Here is a 17618-nt window from a genome sequence, read left to right as displayed (position 1 = left end):
TTGTTAAGCGTGGGGAATTTCAACGCAACCCAGATACCGACAAAATGAACTTAGTGTACAATGAGCATGTAGAAATGGTGGAAGTACCGATTAAGCCTAGTGACCGTTTACGTGCTAGAGATATGCTAGGTAAGCATCATAAGCTATTTACCGATAAGCAAGAGTTAGCTACGGATACACCAATTTTAATTAATATAGGTGAATGGCCAGAAGATGAGGAAGAAGAAAAACGGAAAGCATTAGATGAAATACATGAACAACACCCTAATAGAACAATGATCATTAATGATATTCCAGATGAGGACTGATAACCATGTGTTCTAAGATAGAACAAATTAATGTAAATGATATGTTTAATAGGGCTATGAGCATTAGTGAAAATACTGTTATTACTTATACTGATTTAATGACGGATAAGGTGGATGTGAGCATGGTAGTACCTACATTTATTGATGACATAGGGAGATTTGAGGAGCAACAAATTAGTACCAGGTACCAATTTATAGTATAATGATATTGTGTAGTTGCAACTAGTATCATTCCCCGATATTAGTTGCTTTTTTTAGATATTATCTTTTTATTTTGTACAACTAAATATATAATAATATAAAAAACTACACATGAAAGAGGTTACGGGGAAAATGAATACAGTTACCAAAAAATATGATTTTTTTGTTTTAACTTATGAATTTAAAGATAAGGTTGAAAAAAATTATGAAAGAATGAATGAATATTTAGAAAAATCTCTGAAAGAATTTGAAGAAAATGAGGACTTCGATTTTATAGAATGTAAAAAGGATACTCATATTGGATTTAACTATATTGAAAAATATGAGTACGATAATAATGAAGTATGGGTCTTTTGTTTGTCAAAAACAGTTACAACCAAAATTGCAGTTATAAATGAAATAAAAAAAAGAGTAAAAGATGGTAGATCAGAATATGGCGATGAACCAGAACAAGGTTTAACAGTTGACACCGTAGTGTTATTTTGTCCTAAATCAGGAATAGTGATTATTCCATCTAACAAAGGTGGAATTTCTCAATCCGATTTTAAACGGTTTTTTTATAAAACTGTTAAGAAAAAAGGGGCTAAAATGAACATCGCTATAAATAATACAGAAATTGAAAATTTAAAAGACATTGATGATATAAAAGAAGTTGAGTTTAATATTTCTAGAATAGTAGATGTAAACAAAATGAAAAATAAAAATCAATCAACACAGAGAGATAAAAAAATGATTGATAAACTAAATGCAGATTCGATGAAAGTAACATATAAATCAAGTTCACTGAGTATTCCAGAAACATTAAAACAAATAAAAAATATACTAGCAAAAGATGAAACAAAAGAAGTTAAGAAAATGGTCGTTAAAGGTGAAAATGATGGCCACGAACAAATTATTGATCTTATTGCCAATCGATTAATATATATTGACGATAATGTAGAATTAAATAGCAATAATAAAATAACAATTAATGCTATGATTAAATCGATAAAAAAAGCCTATAGAGATAATTTGAAAATTATTCAAAAAGACATTCTTTAATAAATTGATTAAGGGTTGTGATTATATGTTTAAAAGGAACATAGATATTGTTTTATTTTTTATAATTCTAATCATTATATTACTCATTTTGAACATTCAATTTTCTAATATTCAAAATGAAGATAAATATAGCGATTTATTAGAAACAATTATATCTTTCTCTTCTTTGACAACGGCATTTTTATTTTTTTCTGTTACACTTTTTCCACTTTTAAATGATAAAGCAAAATTATTTGAAAGGTTAGATACGGAAAAGAAGTTGATTGAAAATATTATGTTAAATACGGAAATGTTCTTATTGCTATCTATCTACACATTAGTGTTGTACTTTTGTAGTTTATACGATATTAAAATACATAACTTTTGGTTTATTATTTGGTATTCAATTATAAGTTCTTCGATTTTTAAATTAATAAGAAATTTCTTATTTGTAACAGTTTCTATTTCTAAGACTATTAAATAAATTTTGATATAAGGTTGTTATTGAATAAACTCTAAAAGCATCACTATTTCATATAGGTAGCGGTGTTTATTTATGCTGAGAAACGTCCTGTGTTGCAGTGAGAAATATAAGACTTATTAATTTAAATAAAAATAAATAGTTTTAAATAATGTTTTTCTAAGTATAAAAAATATCGTATTGCCATTAGAGATTTGATTTGTGAGTAATGTATTCTAGCACGAAATTGCTGAATGATAAGGTAAATAAAATAACGTTCATGTATAAAAATTGATTTAGTTCAAAGTAGTTATTACCACTTAATTTAGTGTACATAAAGGTATAGAAGGTAGTTAATAATCCAGATAATTTAGCCAATGTATCATAAACTTTATTAAAATCTATATCTTCTTTTTTTAACTTTGTACTTCTTGATATCCAATCTTCCATATCAATCGTAGAAATTATAATATATGTTGTTGATATTACAACAGTGGCGATTAAGTATACTATACTTTTAGTGTTTTCTTTTAAAGGAATATCAAAGTTTATAATTATAAAGATAATTAAAGAAATAACAGCACAAAAAATCATCTGAAATAGAGCAGCTCTAGTAATGATACTAAAAGAATTATTTGAATCTGGATCTTTATCTTTGATTTTATAAAAGAATTTAAAATTAAAATTTTCTTCACAGTTTTTGCAATGTATATATATAGTTGAATGGGAAAAAATATACACATATGAGACCCAAATTATTATCAATAACAAGGTATTAAAGATATGATTTTCAAGATACTGTATATTAAATAAATATAGAAAGATAATTAATATAAAAATAATTCTGTTTAAGAAGTAACTACTTAAATCAGCAATTATTTGTACATTATTACTTTTACATTTAGGACATTTTTTTTGACTTTTACATTTGGCCATACAAATGACGCTCCTTATAAATTAATGTTGTAAGTATAGTAACATACTCGATATTTTAAAATTATAAGAAATATATATATAAGGGTACAATTTTAAAATATAAGGCAAAAATGTATGAAAATAAATTTTGTCAAACTTATTTATTGCCACAAATACATCTTATTTTCCAATTTTAACATTTTACACACAACCTGACAGACAATGTAAACATTGATATGACAATAGTTATAGCGACTTAAATAAGCATTCATAATCATTTGTTATTACATACTTACACGGTGATTAAAAAGGGCAGAAAAAGGGCATATTTTTGATAATAAGGGCAAAGGTATGAATATATTTCTCAGAATATATAGTTATAAGCACTGATATAAAGAGCTTTTGAAAGATTATGATGTTGTATAAAATAAAACTTACGATTGAGTGGGAATAGAGGACAATAAATAATTATAGGTTAGAAACACTTTTTGATAGGGTTTCTAACCTTTTTATTATGTGAGGTTATAAAATGAAACTAAGTAAAATCGAGCTTCAAGAAAAGGATTATCCTAAGGCATTGGCTATTTGGGAGCGTTCAGTTATTGCTACACATGACTTTTTAAAAGAGAAAGATAGAGTAGAACTTAAAAAGGAAATCCCAACATACTTCCCGCATGTTGAGGCATATTTGTGGTTTGATGGTGATGATATCATTGGATTTTCAGGGACTAATGACGCTAATTTGGAAATGCTATTTTTAGATCCTAAATACTTTAAACAGGGTTATGGCACGGAAATACTACAAATTTTAATTCAAGAGCATAAGGTTCAATATGTGGATGTAAATAAAGATAATCCCAATGCCTTGTCATTTTACCTTAAAAATGGATTCAAAAAATATGATGAATCTGCAAAAGATGGACAGGGTAGGGATTATCCAATCATACATCTTAAATTGTAAACTGTTTTATTTCTTCCATTGCATTAGTAAGTTTGTATGGTTTGTTTTGTCAACACTGGGCTCCATTTTTATAAATCCTAAACTTTCATAAAAATGAACAGCTCTATTATTTTGTTCAAATACTTTTAAAGATAAATGATTGTATTCTGATTGTAAATGTTTGATGAGGGCATGACCTATACCTTTATTACGATATTCTTCTTTCACAAACAATCCGGCTATATAATTATCTCTTAAGCCACAGAAAGCAACTATTTGTTCATTTGCCTTATACACATAAACATCGGCATCTTGAAGTGAATCAAGCACATTACTATAGTTGTCTATCCAGTAGAAACTATCAATAAAGGTATGTGTATCTAAATTTGCATTAAGCCAAATGTTTCCTAATACTTTTATAGTTTTACGATTTTTCTTTTTTAAATGTTCTATCATAGCAGACACCAACTTTGCTTGTTTAGTAGATAACTAAAGTAATAAAGAGATTAAAGCAAGAATTGGAAGGGTTCCTTGTTTAAGGAAAATACTAATATGACTCGTTAAGCCACCGTAAATAGCTACTATAATGGTGTAAATTAGAATTGGAATGCATAGTTGTTTAGGAGCACTACTGAAAAAAAGACCATAAATTAGAAGTAAACCAATCAAGCCATTATACACTCCTTGGTTCTTAAGTAGGGTATTTATGTTTTTATTATTGAGTTGACTGACAGTAATACCGAAGACTTTGCTCGTTCTATCGGAGGTCGTTGCTATGGTCTCTAAATACATAATAAATAGAAATTCAATCGCTACAAGTAAAATGAGTATTATGGATAGTATATGAATTTAAATCAGTCCTTTTTTGTAAAATATAAATTGTATTTTTATGTGCGTCTCTATTACTTATTTGATTATTACCCTAATTTTAGTAGCATTTGTGTGAAATAGAAGTTTTAATAAGAAAAATTCACTAAATATTAACTTATTTTAAGCTTTTGAGAAAATTTTCGAAATATTTTTAAGCGTTTTCACAAAATTGTTACATGCACGACCGTTAAAATATGTTACTTTATAGTTAAACAAATAAATTCATTTTATCCACTGACGTTCAATCTTTATATATATATAGGGATTGAGCGTTTTGTTTATAGGCATAAAAAAAGAGTGAAATCATCCGATTTCACTCTTTTTTATATGGAATGTTTACGTGCGTAATGCGAGACTTATTTTTTAGTTAAGTCGATGATGAATTTAACAAGTTCAATAATACCAGAAATGATTCCCATTTTGAGTACCTCCTTATTAAATGTTAAATAAAGTATATCGTGACTTTGAGAGGATGTGTTTGATAATTCTTAACTCAATGAAAGCGTTTCGTATTCGTTAGATTTCAGACAACTTAATACGATAAATCATGCCTATCTGAAAGATTGAAGAGTAACGTGTTATTAAATGTATGAAAGAACTTCTAATTAATATAATATATTGACTTTTCAGCAATATTTTCATATATTGTATGTATTACGTTGATTTTTACATAGGTGTTTATCAAGCATTTGTGCAAGGATTTTCAATATCCATTGTTCATTTGAAGGATAAGGCATATGTTCAACCATACATATTAGGTAGCTTGAAAAAGCATTTTTACATATTAAGTAAATGAGTTCTCATAGAAACCTACAATAGTTAGTAAATATCTGATACCTAAGGATAAAACTAGACTATTGTAGGTTTTTTCTTATATTGTTAATAGTATAAGGGAACTTTTTGTTGAAATAGATTGAAGACATGGAGGAGCGGCAATGTTAAGTTCTGGTTTTTTACTAACATTATTTTTCGTAACGCTTGTCATTGCAGTGTTAAGTGGCTTGATTTTTTTAGTGCCATCGGTTCCTGTAAAATACATACGTTTACATTTAACTTTACTTCTATTACCTGTCATTGTAGGAGTAATTGGATTAATTACTATTAATGGCAGAGAAGTTATAGGTATCTTTGCTCTAGATAAACTAGCTTGGTTAGTAGGTGCTTTTGTATTAGCTTTAGGTTTTATTATTCAGAAATTTTCTGCACGTTACTTATTAGGCGATCGTAATTATCGTAAATACTTCCCGTTATACACATTTACAACAGTATTTGCGTCTATTGGCTGGTTAAGTAATGATTTACGCTTGATGGTTATTTGTTGGGGACTAACATTATTTTGTCTAACACAACTTATACGACTAAACCGTTCTTGGAAAGTGCCGGCTGAAGCAGCAAAAGTATCTGCGCGTTCATTTATCATTGGATGGGTTGCTTTATTATTAGCTGTAGTTGTATTTTTCATCGGTACTGGCGATTGGGTTATCGATCCATCACAAGATTACGATGTTTCAATGAGTTATGGACTGAAATTAATTGTAGATTTATTACTTGTTATTGCTGTTATTATCCCAGCAGCACAATATCCATTTCAAAGTTGGTTAATTGAGTCTGTTGTAGCACCAACACCCGTATCTGCAATTATGCATGCTGGTATTGTAAATGCTGGTGGTATTATTTTAACGCGTTTTTCACCAGTATTTGATAATAATATTGCATTAACGTTATTACTTATTATTTCAAGTATTTCAGTACTTATTGGATCAGGAATTAGTTTAGTGCATGTTGACTACAAAAGACAACTTGTTGGTTCAACAATGAGTCAAATGGGTTTCATGCTTGTGCAATGTGCTTTGGGTGTTTATTCTGCTGCGATTATTCACTTGATTTTACATGGCGTATTTAAAGCAACACTATTTTTACAATCAGGGTCAATTGTTAAACGCTTTAATATTCCGACACCACCAAATGTTAAGCGTTCTTATGCTTGGACAGTATTAGGAAGAACATTAGCCGTTGTTATTGCTATTATCTTCTTTTTAACAAGTTCGCATACACCTTACACATTAATTAGCGCCTTTATCCTAGCATGGTCATTATCTGTATCATGGAATCAAATGGTTGCACTAAATAGAGGTATGATGGGAAGAGTAATTGGTATTGCGATGCTTATCATTGTGGCACTCGTTTACGTTGTGACACATGAAGTATTTGTTAATATTTTAAATAGTGTATATATGGTAACGCCACATCCACCATTAATTAGCGTTATCATTTGTGTGGCCATTCTAGTATTAGGTAGTATCTTTAGCATTTGGGTAGCACGTCGTCGTTCATCAACAGCTTTCGCTAAAGTATATTTATGGCTTGTAAAAATTGGAGAAGCAAAATTTAAATCGGTTGAAAGTCATCCGAACTACTTAAAGAATTATTTATAAGAGGTGAAATCTAACATGACAATAACTAAACATAACATAGAAGAAACAGTTAAATCGGCACGTCGTGTGATTACACCACTATCTCCTATATCTATCTTTGCAGCACGTAATCCATGGGAAGAAATGGAACATGAAACGTTTGATCAAGTAGCTCAATGGTTTAAACATGTTCGTGATATAGGTTTATACCCAAGTCATGCGTCAGTGATGACTGCTTTAGAAAATGGCGAGATAGACCAGAAACTTGTAGAAACAGAAGTACAACAAGCTATTAAAGACTACGACACTTCAGTGCCAAAATCACATATAGATATTTATTGTAAAAATGCGATGTGCATCAAAGATTTGCCTACAAACCTAATTACTAAAGAAGCATACTTAAAGATTGAAGTATCTAAGCTCAAACGTGTGTTTGAAAATGAGCCTTTTAAATATGCACGATCAAAAAGTGCGAATGCATTTAATGCTAAAGGTGAATCTTTAATGGATGAACTTAATACACATATTATTAAGTGGTCCAAATTATATTTAGATAATTTCCAATCAAGTTGGACTATGCCTAAAAGAGAAGAAGGATTCTATATTTCTTGGCTACATTTAGCACAACATGATCCAATGCTTACTAAAACACAACGTAAAATGATTAAGACATTGCCTCAAGATTATAGAGAGGCTTTAATCATGGCATTAAATCATTTAGATATAGCTGAAGATGAACGTGAATCATATTTAACAGGTCATTTCCTATCATTACCAGGTTGGGCAGGCATGATGTACTACCGTGCTGAACAACATGAACATGAAGCGGATTTGTTAACACAGTATCTTGCTATAAGATTAACGATGGAGTGTATTTTACTAGATACTGAAAAAATGAGCCGTCCGGCAGTCTTAAATGTTGAAAGACGAATCAAAGAACTTGTAAGTAAATGGTTATATTATGGAGAGATGTCAATTGATGATTGGGCCTCAATGTCTATAGAAGACCAACTGGAACATTTAAGGTTTGCTCACGATTTTAACCCACTCTATTTCAAAAAATTATGGCTTGAAGCGTGGGAAGAAACACATGAACGTGAGTTAGTCGAAGCGATTTATGATAAATCTGTTAAACCAGTAGAGCAAGAAACTCAAGTCCAATTAGCTTTTTGCATTGATGTGCGTTCAGAGCCTTTTCGTCGTCATTTAGAGAGTGAAGGACCGTTTGAGACGATAGGTATTGCAGGGTTCTTTGGCCTTCCAATTAGAAAAGAAGTGTTAGATGAACAATTTACGCATAATTCATTACCTGTCATGGTACCACCAGCCTATGCCATTAAAGAGTATGCCGATCGCCATGATTTAAATACGTATAACCAACAACAACATTCGGTTACATCCATGTTTTATACATTCAAATTGATGAAACATAATGTCTTACCGAGTCTACTATTACCAGAATTAAGCGGATCATTTTTAAGCTTAAATACGATAGCGAGTACATTAATGCCGAAGAAGACAGGCCACTTTGTTCGTAATTTTACGAAGAATTGGTTGAAGAAACCTGAAGCTAAATTAACAATAGATCGTGAGCATGAAATTTATAGTGATTTACCAATAGGATTTACTGAAGAAGAACAAGTTGCTTTCACAAGACAGGCATTACAGTTGATGGATTTAACGACAAACTTTGCACCTTTAATTGTATTAGGTGGTCATGGAAGTGTGTCCAATAACAATCCTTATCATGCTTCGTTAGAATGTGGCGCTTGTGGAGGCGCGTCAAGTGGATTCAATGCTAAGCTATTGGCAATGATGTGTAATTTACCACATGTACGTAAAGCTTTAAAAAATGAGGGTATAGTGATTCCTGACTCAACCGTCTTTGTTGCTGCAGAGCATAAGACGTCTATCGATGAATTAGAATTTATTTATATGCCAGAATTAACTAAGGAAGCTCAAAATGCTTTGGATATGTTAAATGAAGCTATGCCACGTATAAGTTATAAAGCGAATTCGGAACGTCTCGCTAATCTTCCTGGCTTAGATCAAGATAATTTGAAAGACCCGGTTGCAGAAGCGCATCGTTTTGCGAATGACTGGAGTGAAATCCGTCCAGAATGGGGCTTAGCTCGTAATGCAGAATTTATTATTGGTCAGCGTAATATTACTGCAGGTACCAACTTAGAAGGACGAGCTTTCTTACATAATTATGATTGGAAGAAAGACACTGATGGGCAATTATTAAATACAATTATTTCGGGTCCAGCTTTAGTAGCACAGTGGATTAATCTACAATATTACGCGTCGACTGTTGCACCACATTTTTATGGAAGCGGAAATAAGACTACCCAATCAGTAACATCTGGTGTTGGCGTTATGCAAGGTAATTCAAGTGACTTATTGGCTGGGTTACCTTGGCAATCAGTTATGGCTGCAGATAACAAAATTTATCATTCGCCAATTCGATTGTTAGTTGTTATCCAAGCGCCAGATCAATATATTAAAGACTTACTTGAGAATAATATTAAATTCAAACAGAAAGTTGATAATCAATGGGTACGTTTGGCAAGTATTGATGAGAATGGTAGTTGGAAAGACTGGTAGAGAGTTCGGTTTTTTCGGGAAAAGTGATAAAATAAGGTTAATCAATTAATAGGAGATAAATGATTAATCATGGCTAAATCTAAAGGTGCTTATGAGGCAGAGATTAGTAAGGCGATTACACAATGGGAAAAGGATTTTCTCGGACGTGGCTCGCTTTCAGTAAAAACTGATATACTACGCGATATGATTATCGTCAACTTACAAGGCGTATTAACTCCTGCAGAATATCGAGTATGCAAGACACAAGAAGGCCTACTTAACATTAAACGTACGCGTTCGGAACTTGTGGAGTCAGGACAAGATGATTTGATGCAACTAATCTTAGATATTACTGGCGTCAGTGTGAGTAGTTTCCATAGTGATTTAAGTACGATTACAGGCGAACGAGTGATTGTATTTAAACTTGATACTAATTTGGAAAAGCAACTTTAAACTCAATGTCGTTAATGTTAATACAATTTTAAAGAGGCACCCTAAAAGTTAGATTATTATGCTGACTTTGTAGGGTGCTTTTACGTATAAGCGTTTTAATTAATGAATTATCCATTTATATTTAAACATTTCTAATTAAGAGATTATTTTATTGGATTAGTGTACAATTTACACAAAGAGAATCTAGGAGTTGAAAGTGATGCGCGTAAATGAGTTTAAGCAACCAATTGGAGAAGCATTAGATGATTTTGTGACGCCGTCTTTTCCTGATGCACAAACGCTAGAGGGCAGTTATGGAAGGCTAACAAAGCTGAGTATTGAACACATAAATGATTTATATGACGTTCTATGTGATGTTGAATCGAGACGCATTTGGACGTATCTTTATGAGGGCCCTTTTGATTCTAAGACCGAATTTGAACAATACATTAAACAACTTATTGATAGTAAAGATAAATATTTCTTTACGATTTTAGATAATGTGCAACAAAAACCTTTAGGTATTCTAGCATTAATGCGTATAAATCCAGAACAAGGGTCTATAGAAGTAGGCAATATTATCTACTCTAAAACGTTAAAGAAAACACGTGTGGCTACAGAAACTCAATATTTGTTAGCGAAATATGTGTTCGAAACGTTAGGCTACAGACGATATGAATGGAAATGTGATAACTTAAATGCACCTTCCAAACGTGCTGCGCAACGATTTGGATTTACATATGAAGGATTATTTAGACAATCTAATATTTGTAAAGGTCGTAATCGTGATACTGCTTGGTTCTCAATGTTGGATAGTGAGTGGCCAGATGTAAAAGCAAGATTTGAACACTGGCTTAAACCATCTAATTTTGATCAGGAGGGACAACAAATTAAACATTTAAATGACTTTTAATAAGTAAAATACATGTTTAATTATTTTTGAAAATAATGAAATTAGGGACTGGTGAGCGTATGAATAAACAAATAAGTGGAATTTCACCTAAGATGACGGTGCCTATGTTCATGATCGGGTTAATTATTTTTGTCGTTGTTTCAATAAATGTAATTCACGATACATTATTGGTTCAAAATATCGATATAGGTTCTTTACATTGGCTGACAGATTATTTTGGTAAGCCGGAACGTAAATACGGCGATGGTATTTGGCATAATTTCATGGCTTTTTGTGCTGAGATAGGAGAAGTAAAGTCAGTTATCTATATCACACTATTTTTAGCAATTGTTTTATTATTTAAACATTATAAATTATCAATTTGGATAATGTTAACTATAACGAGTGGTACGTTATTAAATTATTTAATTAAACAACTCATCGAGAGACAACGTCCATTTAATCATTTGATGCGAGACCAAGGATATTCATTTCCAAGTGGGCATTCTAATGCAAGTACGTTACTTGCTTTAATATTGTTAATTATTTTAATTCCTTTAATAAAATTCAAAGCAATAAGGATAATAGCCAGTATTATCACTATTATTATTTGGATAGGTGTGCTGTGTTGCCGACTATATTTTCATGCGCATTATATTACAGATGTAGTTGGAGGCGTTACACTAGGTATCATTTGGGTAGCATTGTTTTTAATGATATTACCATTGTTTTATCTTAATTTACGTAATAAGCCTAATAATAAATAGTTCAATATCTTTTTTACAAAGGGGAGATGGCAATGTCAAAAGATAAGGAACATACTTTAGTTCTTGGCGGAGGCGGAATTACAGGAATTGCTTGGGAATCTGGCGTGTTAGCTGGATTGATTGAAAGTGGTGTAGGTTTAGATTTAGCAGATAGAATCATAGGCACATCTGCAGGTTCGTTTGTAGGTGCAGTACTAGCTAACGGTTATGATATGCGTACATATTACTATGAGCTAAATGAACGAAGAGATGATAGTGATCATGCGAAGCTTTCTTCAGATATTTATCGGTTATGGCAGAATGCATTTATCGTAGGACGTGATGATGCGACTAAAGTAGGTCAAATGATGGGTGATATTGTATATACGCGACCTTCACGTGTTGATTTAACTAAACGTAAACAAGCCATTCGTCAACGTTTAGGTGATGTAGGGTGGCATGATAATTTAGAAATTACTGCTATGAATGCTAAGACAGGAGAAGTCGCTACATTTCATTCACATAGCAATGTAACACTTGAGGAAGCCGTGACAGCGAGCGGTGCAGTACCTGGCATTTGGCCACATATACGTTTGAACAATCGTGATTGGATTGATGGAGGTATGGTTTCTCCGACAAATGCTATGTTAGCTAAAGGTGCAGACAATATTATTATTTTAGCGCCGATAGCAGATGGTTTAGGTATGATGCCAGGTGCATTTGATGATGCGAAATTATTAAGCGAGCATAGTCATGTTTTAGTAATTAGTCCAGATAGTAAGAGTAGAGCTGAAATTGGAGATAACATTTATAATCCCAATAACATACTAAAAATTGGCAATGCTGGTTATGAGCAAGGAAAGTTACTTGCACAACGTATTCATCTGGAATTTTGCGAGTGGGTTGAATGATTTGAAGATTTTAAGGCTACGCGCAGTATTATAATATGCTAATTTTAGAATAAGGAGAGAGTAAGAATGAAAGTAAAATCACCACGCCCAATTAATTTAAAGGGGACACGTAAAGAAGCGGTCTTATTGCTTCATTCATTTACTGGAACGCTTCGTGATGTGAAACCCTTAGCACAAAAACTTAATCAAGAGGGTTATACCTGTTACGCACCTAATTATAAAGGACATGGATTACCATTAGATCAGTTTACGCAATATACTGTTCACGATTGGTGGAATGATGTCTTAAATGGTTATCAATACTTGAAAGATGAAGGGTATGAAACCATTTATGCAACAGGGGTATCATTGGGCGGATTATTCACATTGAAATTAGCTGAAACAGTAGATGTAGCGAAAATTGCAGTTATGTCAGCACCAAGTGAAAAAGAAGAAGCTGGTATAGTATGGCGTATGGAACGCTATGGTCAGCGCATGAATGAGTTAATGAATTTAGATAGTGATGTTTCACAGGCACAGTTTAATCATATAGAGGACTATCGCCCAAGTGTTCGTGTATTCAAAGATTTCATTTCCAATATTACTGCGCATTTAGGCGATATCAAGACACCAGCGAGAATTCTTTATGGAGAAAAAGATGAACAATCTTATCAAGATAGTGCACATTATATTTATGAGCACATTAATAGTGAAGATAAAGATTTAACAAGTCATCCTTTATGCAAGCATCTCATGACGCATGGTGAAGGCAGTGATAAAGTAGAAACACAAATTGCAGAATTTTTCATGACTAATTGAGAGGAGCGAATGTGATGAAACGTACATTTTTACTAACTTATATAACAACATCTGGAAAAAATTATACTGAATTTAAAACTTTTCAAAATGGTCCTGATAAAGGTGCATGTATTCAACGTCTTATTGATGAATTTGATGAACTTGCTTATTTATTTTTAAAAGATGGCCAACAATCTCATTATATCAATGTTGATCATATTGAAAGTTTGAGTATTCAAGAAGTTACTGAGGGACAAAACGTAATGTACGATTTTAATGGTTAATTTAATTATTAGCGTGACTAATGTAAATAGAGGGAGCAGGACAGAAATAATATTTTCCAAAATTTATTTCGTTGTATCCCCAGCAAAGAGAATTTTTTTAAGAAATTCTCTTTGCTGGGGCCTCGCCTGCCAGGCAATATTGACTAGAAATAAAAAGCTTGTTACGAATGCATTTTTAATTCAGTCAACTACTGCCAATATGTAATTTTAGCCTGAACATTGATTTATGTCCTAGGCTCTTTTTTATGCTAAAAAATGCACAACGACTTGATCTATAAATTTAAATATTGTGCTCCTATTGATAATTTAGTTTAAGTAAGTATAAGACAATGAATATCATTATACCTAATACGAATCACTTCATTTCGTTTAGAAATTTAATGATTTTTCCTCGTTGATTAACAACTATTTTATGAACATTTTTGTCCTTATCAATTATTTTGACACCATTTGGGACAACGAATAAAGTATTAACTTTTGAAATTTCTTGAATATGTTGATAAGGTACGAAGACTGAATCAGCTTGAATGTTAAATGAGGGAGGAGTAAATCTAAATCCATCATCCATAAATACAATGTGGCCCCATACAGCTTCTATGCCTTTCCAATAATTAGCTTTAATTCTTTTATGAAGTAAACTCATTATATACCCTCTTAGGCAATCAATATTAGTTAAATTTTACTATAAAGATAAAAAATAAAAAATCTATGTATATTGCACTTATAAGAAAGACGTGTTAAAGTATTACTTAAGCGCATAAACGCTTTAACGCGTTAAAGGGAGTGGATGGATTGAGCAAAGAGTCACAATGGAAGACATCAACCGGATTTATTTTAGCCAGTGCGGGATCGGCAATAGGACTAGGAGCAATGTGGAAGTTTCCGTACATGGCAGGCATTTATGGTGGTGGGGCTTTTTTACTTTTATTCTTAATTTTTACTATATTTGTAGGGTTACCGCTATTAATTATGGAATTTACAGTAGGTAAGATGGGACGTACTTATACTACTCAAATATATAGTAAGTTAACTGGTAAGAAATGGCTAAATATTATTGGATGGAATGGTAATTTAGCAGTATTTATATTATTTGGATTTTATAGTGTTATTGGTGGATGGATCATTATATATATCGGTAATGTCATTTTACAAATGTTATCCATTGAGAAAACGACACTAACAAACATTAATTTTGAAGCAATTATTAGTAATCCGTGGCTAACGGTTCTTGGTCAGGGGATTTTTATCTTTTTAACAATGATTATCGTCATGTTAGGCGTTGAAAAAGGGTTAGAAAAAGCATCTAAAGTAATGATGCCACTATTATTTATCTTTTTAATTATCGTGGTAGTCAAATCTTTAACTTTAGACGGCGCGATAGACGGCGTGCGTTATATTCTACAGCCACGTCTAGAAGATATTTCAATGGAAGGGATTCTATTTGCGTTAGGTCAGTCATTCTTTACGTTATCATTGGGAACAACTGGGATGATTACTTATGCAAGTTATGCGCCAAAAGAAATGACAATAAAGTCATCAGCAATTTCAATAGTAATTATGAATATTTTAGTATCTGTATTAGCTGGTTTAGCCATATTCCCAGCTTTAAAAACGTTTGGATATGAACCTCAGGAGGGGCCAGGGCTATTATTTAAAGTTTTACCATTAGTATTTAGTCAAATGGGCTTTGGCGTTATGTTTTATTTCATATTCTTAATCCTATTCTTATTTGCTGCATTAACTTCGTCTATTTCGCTATTAGAATTAAACGTATCTAATTTCACTAAAAATGATAATTCTAAGCGTAAATCTGTAGCATTTATCGCAAGTATATTGGTATTAATTATTAGTATTCCAGCTACGCTATCATTTAGTAGTTTAAGTGCTGTTAAATTTGGTGCAGGAACTATTTTTGATAATATGGATTTCATAGTTTCAAATATTTTAATGCCTTTAGGCGCACTTGGGACAACATTAGTAGTAGGGCAATTATTAGATAAAGAAGCTTTAAAAGAAAGTTTCGGTCGCGACAAGTTTAAATTCTTTGCGCCATGGTATCTTTTAATTAAATTCGTCATGCCAGTCGTTATTATACTCGTGTTTATCGTTCAATTATTCTAAAGATCATACAATATAAAAAGGTTAGTCACACATATGTGGCTAACCTTTTTTACTACTTGAAACGAGCATTTATATAATCTCGTTCAATTTCTAATAACTCTAAATAATCTTCAGACATGATTTCTTTACCAATTTCAATATTTTTAGAAACAATAAAGTCAGCAAGTTTATGGTTTTCCTCATCAGAGTCAAAGAATGAAAGTGCTCTTTTTATTGTATCTTTTTCAGAAAAAAGGATTAACGTACGACCGTACACTAAATCTTCCTTACTTCTTTGATAAGAAGCCTCTAAAAAAGCAAATATTTTTGAGCCATCATTATATTCAAAAGCTGAGTCTATATCACCTTGAACTTTATCAGCAATATTAGACAATCTTGACTGTTCAGCTGGATCTTCTGGTCTATATTGATCTCGTACATACTCTTTCCACTTAATTAATTCTGAAGCAATATGTTCTTTTAATTCTGAATCATTATTATTTGTTTTAAATGCGTCAACTTGTTGTCTTAACTCGCTTAAATCCATTAAATCTTCACGGTTAAGTTGACTCGATTCAAACGCTTCATAGTGATCATTTTCATGTGTAGACATCAATCATTCCCCCCTTAAGATACTTTGATTCTTTATTCCTTTTAACACTACATCTAAAACATATCAGTTTTGATATTAAAAAGGGATAAGTTGGAAATGATATAAATGGGAAACAGTAGGATTACATGTTTTCAAAACGAACGTCTTGTTTGCGTAATTCTTTCATCACTTTCTCAGAAATTGCTGAATTGTTGATTGAAACATTTTTAAAAACACAATCTTTAATTTTAACATTATCTAGGTTACATAAATCTAATGCGACATTTTCAAACACGACTTTCTTTAAAACAACATCGTTGAAAGTGACGTTGCGTAAGCTACAGTCTTTGAAGGAAGTCTGTTCTATAGTTAGTGTGTTGAATTGACTATCATCGAATGTAGTTACACTGTAGTTTACTTTACTCATTAGAGTTTTAAAGAAATTAATGTTTACAAAAATACTACTGCTAAAGTCACAATTAATTAATTTAGTGTTAGACACGGTATGAACATTTTTAAATATGCCCTCAGAAAAGTCGCAGTTTTTAAAATAACTCTTATTAATTTCTAAATCGTCGTACATAGCGTTTCTAAAGGTACTATTGGTATATTTTTTGCTTTTATAGTGTTCATTAGTAAACACAGATAGAGATAAATCGGCTTTTGATGTCATTACGATTCTCCTTTAAGTATTATTAATACGTATAATCAATTATTGCGTTTGCATCGATATTATCGTAACACGAGTATTAAGTTGAACGATAGTTATTGAGTTCTTAGATACATGTATAATCAGGTTCTGTTGCAAAGTTGAATTTATAGTATAATTTTAATAAAATGGAGTCTTTTATATGACTATTTCAGATATAAACAATTTAACAAGGATGTTATCACTGTAGCGGTTGGCTACTATCTAAGATATGCATTGAGTTATCGTGATATATCTGAAATATTAAGGGAACGTGGTGTAAACGTTCATCATTCAACGGTCTACCGTTGGGTTCAAGAATATGCCCCAATTTTATATCAAATTTGGAAGAAAAAGCATAAAAAAGCTTATTACAAATGGCGTATTGATGAGACGTACATCAAAATAAAAGGAAAATGGAACTATTTATATCGTGCCATTGATGCAAAGGGACATACATTAGATATTTGGTTGCGTAAGCA

19 protein-coding genes and 1 pseudogene are annotated in these 17618 nt (G+C 31.7%); 13 read left to right on the top strand and 7 right to left on the bottom strand.

The features are described from left to right. Both HMPREF2737_RS08490 and HMPREF2737_RS08480 read left to right on the top strand, forming a co-directional pair. A pseudogene (locus HMPREF2737_RS08490) lies at positions 1 to 308 on the top strand (terminase small subunit); the annotation flags it as partial. Positions 309 to 641: 333 nt separating this feature from the next. Continuing rightward, a complete protein-coding gene (locus HMPREF2737_RS08480) occupies positions 642 to 1550 on the top strand; it encodes a hypothetical protein (RefSeq protein ID WP_037551726.1) in 909 nt (302 codons plus the stop codon). A 646-nt stretch (positions 1551 to 2196) separates the two neighbouring features. Here the strand turns inward: HMPREF2737_RS08480 and HMPREF2737_RS08470 are convergent. Then, positions 2197 to 2925: a hypothetical protein gene (locus HMPREF2737_RS08470; protein WP_037551722.1), complete on the bottom strand. Its 729-nt coding sequence runs from the start codon at positions 2923 to 2925 to the stop codon at positions 2197 to 2199. Positions 2926 to 3433: 508 nt separating this feature from the next. Between HMPREF2737_RS08470 and HMPREF2737_RS08465 the strand changes: the two genes are divergently transcribed. After that, positions 3434 to 3865 (top strand): GNAT family N-acetyltransferase, encoded by a 432-nt coding sequence (locus HMPREF2737_RS08465; protein WP_176744063.1) that lies wholly within the window; start codon positions 3434 to 3436, stop codon positions 3863 to 3865. A gap of 6 nt (positions 3866 to 3871) precedes the next feature. Here the strand turns inward: HMPREF2737_RS08465 and HMPREF2737_RS08460 are convergent, their stop codons facing one another. The 3 genes from HMPREF2737_RS08460 to HMPREF2737_RS12025 form a co-directional block, all read right to left on the bottom strand. Continuing rightward, positions 3872 to 4300 (bottom strand): GNAT family N-acetyltransferase, encoded by a 429-nt coding sequence (locus tag HMPREF2737_RS08460; protein WP_037551721.1) that lies wholly within the window; start codon positions 4298 to 4300, stop codon positions 3872 to 3874. A 33-nt stretch (positions 4301 to 4333) separates the two neighbouring features. After that, positions 4334 to 4693 (bottom strand): DUF1304 domain-containing protein, encoded by a 360-nt coding sequence (locus HMPREF2737_RS08455; protein WP_037551719.1) that lies wholly within the window; start codon positions 4691 to 4693, stop codon positions 4334 to 4336. 377 nt (positions 4694 to 5070) lie between these two features. Continuing rightward, positions 5071 to 5133: an alpha family phenol-soluble modulin gene (locus tag HMPREF2737_RS12025; RefSeq protein WP_089046351.1), complete on the bottom strand. Its 63-nt coding sequence runs from the start codon at positions 5131 to 5133 to the stop codon at positions 5071 to 5073. Positions 5134 to 5649: 516 nt separating this feature from the next. Between HMPREF2737_RS12025 and HMPREF2737_RS08450 the strand changes: the two genes are divergently transcribed. The 8 genes from HMPREF2737_RS08450 (at position 5650) to HMPREF2737_RS08415 (ending at position 13756) form a co-directional block, all read left to right on the top strand. Then, positions 5650 to 7149, top strand: a complete 1500-nt coding sequence (locus HMPREF2737_RS08450; RefSeq protein ID WP_037551718.1) for an NADH dehydrogenase subunit 5 — start codon at positions 5650 to 5652, stop codon at positions 7147 to 7149. Positions 7150 to 7164: 15 nt separating this feature from the next. Next, positions 7165 to 9735 carry a DUF2309 domain-containing protein gene (locus tag HMPREF2737_RS08445; protein ID WP_037551716.1) on the top strand — a complete coding sequence of 857 codons (2571 nt, stop codon included), beginning with the start codon at positions 7165 to 7167 and terminating at the stop codon, positions 9733 to 9735. A gap of 69 nt (positions 9736 to 9804) precedes the next feature. Then, positions 9805 to 10167 carry a Na-translocating system protein MpsC family protein gene (locus tag HMPREF2737_RS08440; RefSeq protein WP_011276808.1) on the top strand — a complete coding sequence of 121 codons (363 nt, stop codon included), beginning with the start codon at positions 9805 to 9807 and terminating at the stop codon, positions 10165 to 10167. A gap of 199 nt (positions 10168 to 10366) precedes the next feature. Continuing rightward, positions 10367 to 11059, top strand: a complete 693-nt coding sequence (locus tag HMPREF2737_RS08435) for a GNAT family N-acetyltransferase (protein ID WP_037551714.1) — start codon at positions 10367 to 10369, stop codon at positions 11057 to 11059. 59 nt (positions 11060 to 11118) lie between these two features. Continuing rightward, complete coding sequence (locus tag HMPREF2737_RS08430) at positions 11119 to 11805, top strand: phosphatase PAP2 family protein (protein ID WP_037551712.1); 687 nt, start codon at positions 11119 to 11121, stop codon at positions 11803 to 11805. A gap of 32 nt (positions 11806 to 11837) precedes the next feature. Then, complete coding sequence (locus HMPREF2737_RS08425) at positions 11838 to 12695, top strand: patatin-like phospholipase family protein (protein ID WP_070650057.1); 858 nt, start codon at positions 11838 to 11840, stop codon at positions 12693 to 12695. 66 nt (positions 12696 to 12761) lie between these two features. Next, positions 12762 to 13493, top strand: coding sequence for an alpha/beta hydrolase (locus tag HMPREF2737_RS08420; RefSeq protein WP_037551708.1), 732 nt, complete (start codon positions 12762 to 12764; stop codon positions 13491 to 13493). 14 nt (positions 13494 to 13507) lie between these two features. After that, positions 13508 to 13756, top strand: a complete 249-nt coding sequence (locus HMPREF2737_RS08415; RefSeq protein WP_037551707.1) for a hypothetical protein — start codon at positions 13508 to 13510, stop codon at positions 13754 to 13756. A gap of 355 nt (positions 13757 to 14111) precedes the next feature. On the opposite strand, the gene HMPREF2737_RS08410 is transcribed toward HMPREF2737_RS08415, so the two are convergent. Continuing rightward, positions 14112 to 14399: a hypothetical protein gene (locus tag HMPREF2737_RS08410; RefSeq protein WP_037551705.1), complete on the bottom strand. Its 288-nt coding sequence runs from the start codon at positions 14397 to 14399 to the stop codon at positions 14112 to 14114. Between the two features lie 149 nt (positions 14400 to 14548). Here HMPREF2737_RS08410 and HMPREF2737_RS08405 point away from each other — a divergent pair, with 149 nt between their 5' ends. Then, positions 14549 to 15877, top strand: coding sequence for a sodium-dependent transporter (locus tag HMPREF2737_RS08405; RefSeq protein ID WP_037551704.1), 1329 nt, complete (start codon positions 14549 to 14551; stop codon positions 15875 to 15877). Positions 15878 to 15929: 52 nt separating this feature from the next. Here HMPREF2737_RS08405 and HMPREF2737_RS08400 read toward each other — a convergent pair whose 3' ends face one another. Both HMPREF2737_RS08400 and HMPREF2737_RS08395 read right to left on the bottom strand, forming a co-directional pair. Further along, positions 15930 to 16469, bottom strand: coding sequence for a hypothetical protein (locus HMPREF2737_RS08400; RefSeq protein ID WP_037538433.1), 540 nt, complete (start codon positions 16467 to 16469; stop codon positions 15930 to 15932). Positions 16470 to 16590: 121 nt separating this feature from the next. Continuing rightward, the gene (locus tag HMPREF2737_RS08395) at positions 16591 to 17121 is read right to left on the bottom strand and encodes a pentapeptide repeat-containing protein (protein ID WP_037551702.1); all 531 of its coding nucleotides are present in this window, start codon (positions 17119 to 17121) and stop codon (positions 16591 to 16593) included. 159 nt (positions 17122 to 17280) lie between these two features. Here HMPREF2737_RS08395 and HMPREF2737_RS08390 point away from each other — a divergent pair. Continuing rightward, a partial coding sequence (locus tag HMPREF2737_RS08390; RefSeq protein WP_141745583.1) for an IS6 family transposase occupies positions 17281 to 17618 on the top strand: 338 nt, incomplete at its 3' end.

This window comes from Staphylococcus sp. HMSC069D12, assembly GCF_001810405.1.
In the GTDB taxonomy this organism is placed as follows: Bacteria; Bacillota; Bacilli; order Staphylococcales; family Staphylococcaceae; genus Staphylococcus; species Staphylococcus haemolyticus.
This window is presented reverse-complemented; position numbering and strand designations above follow the sequence as displayed.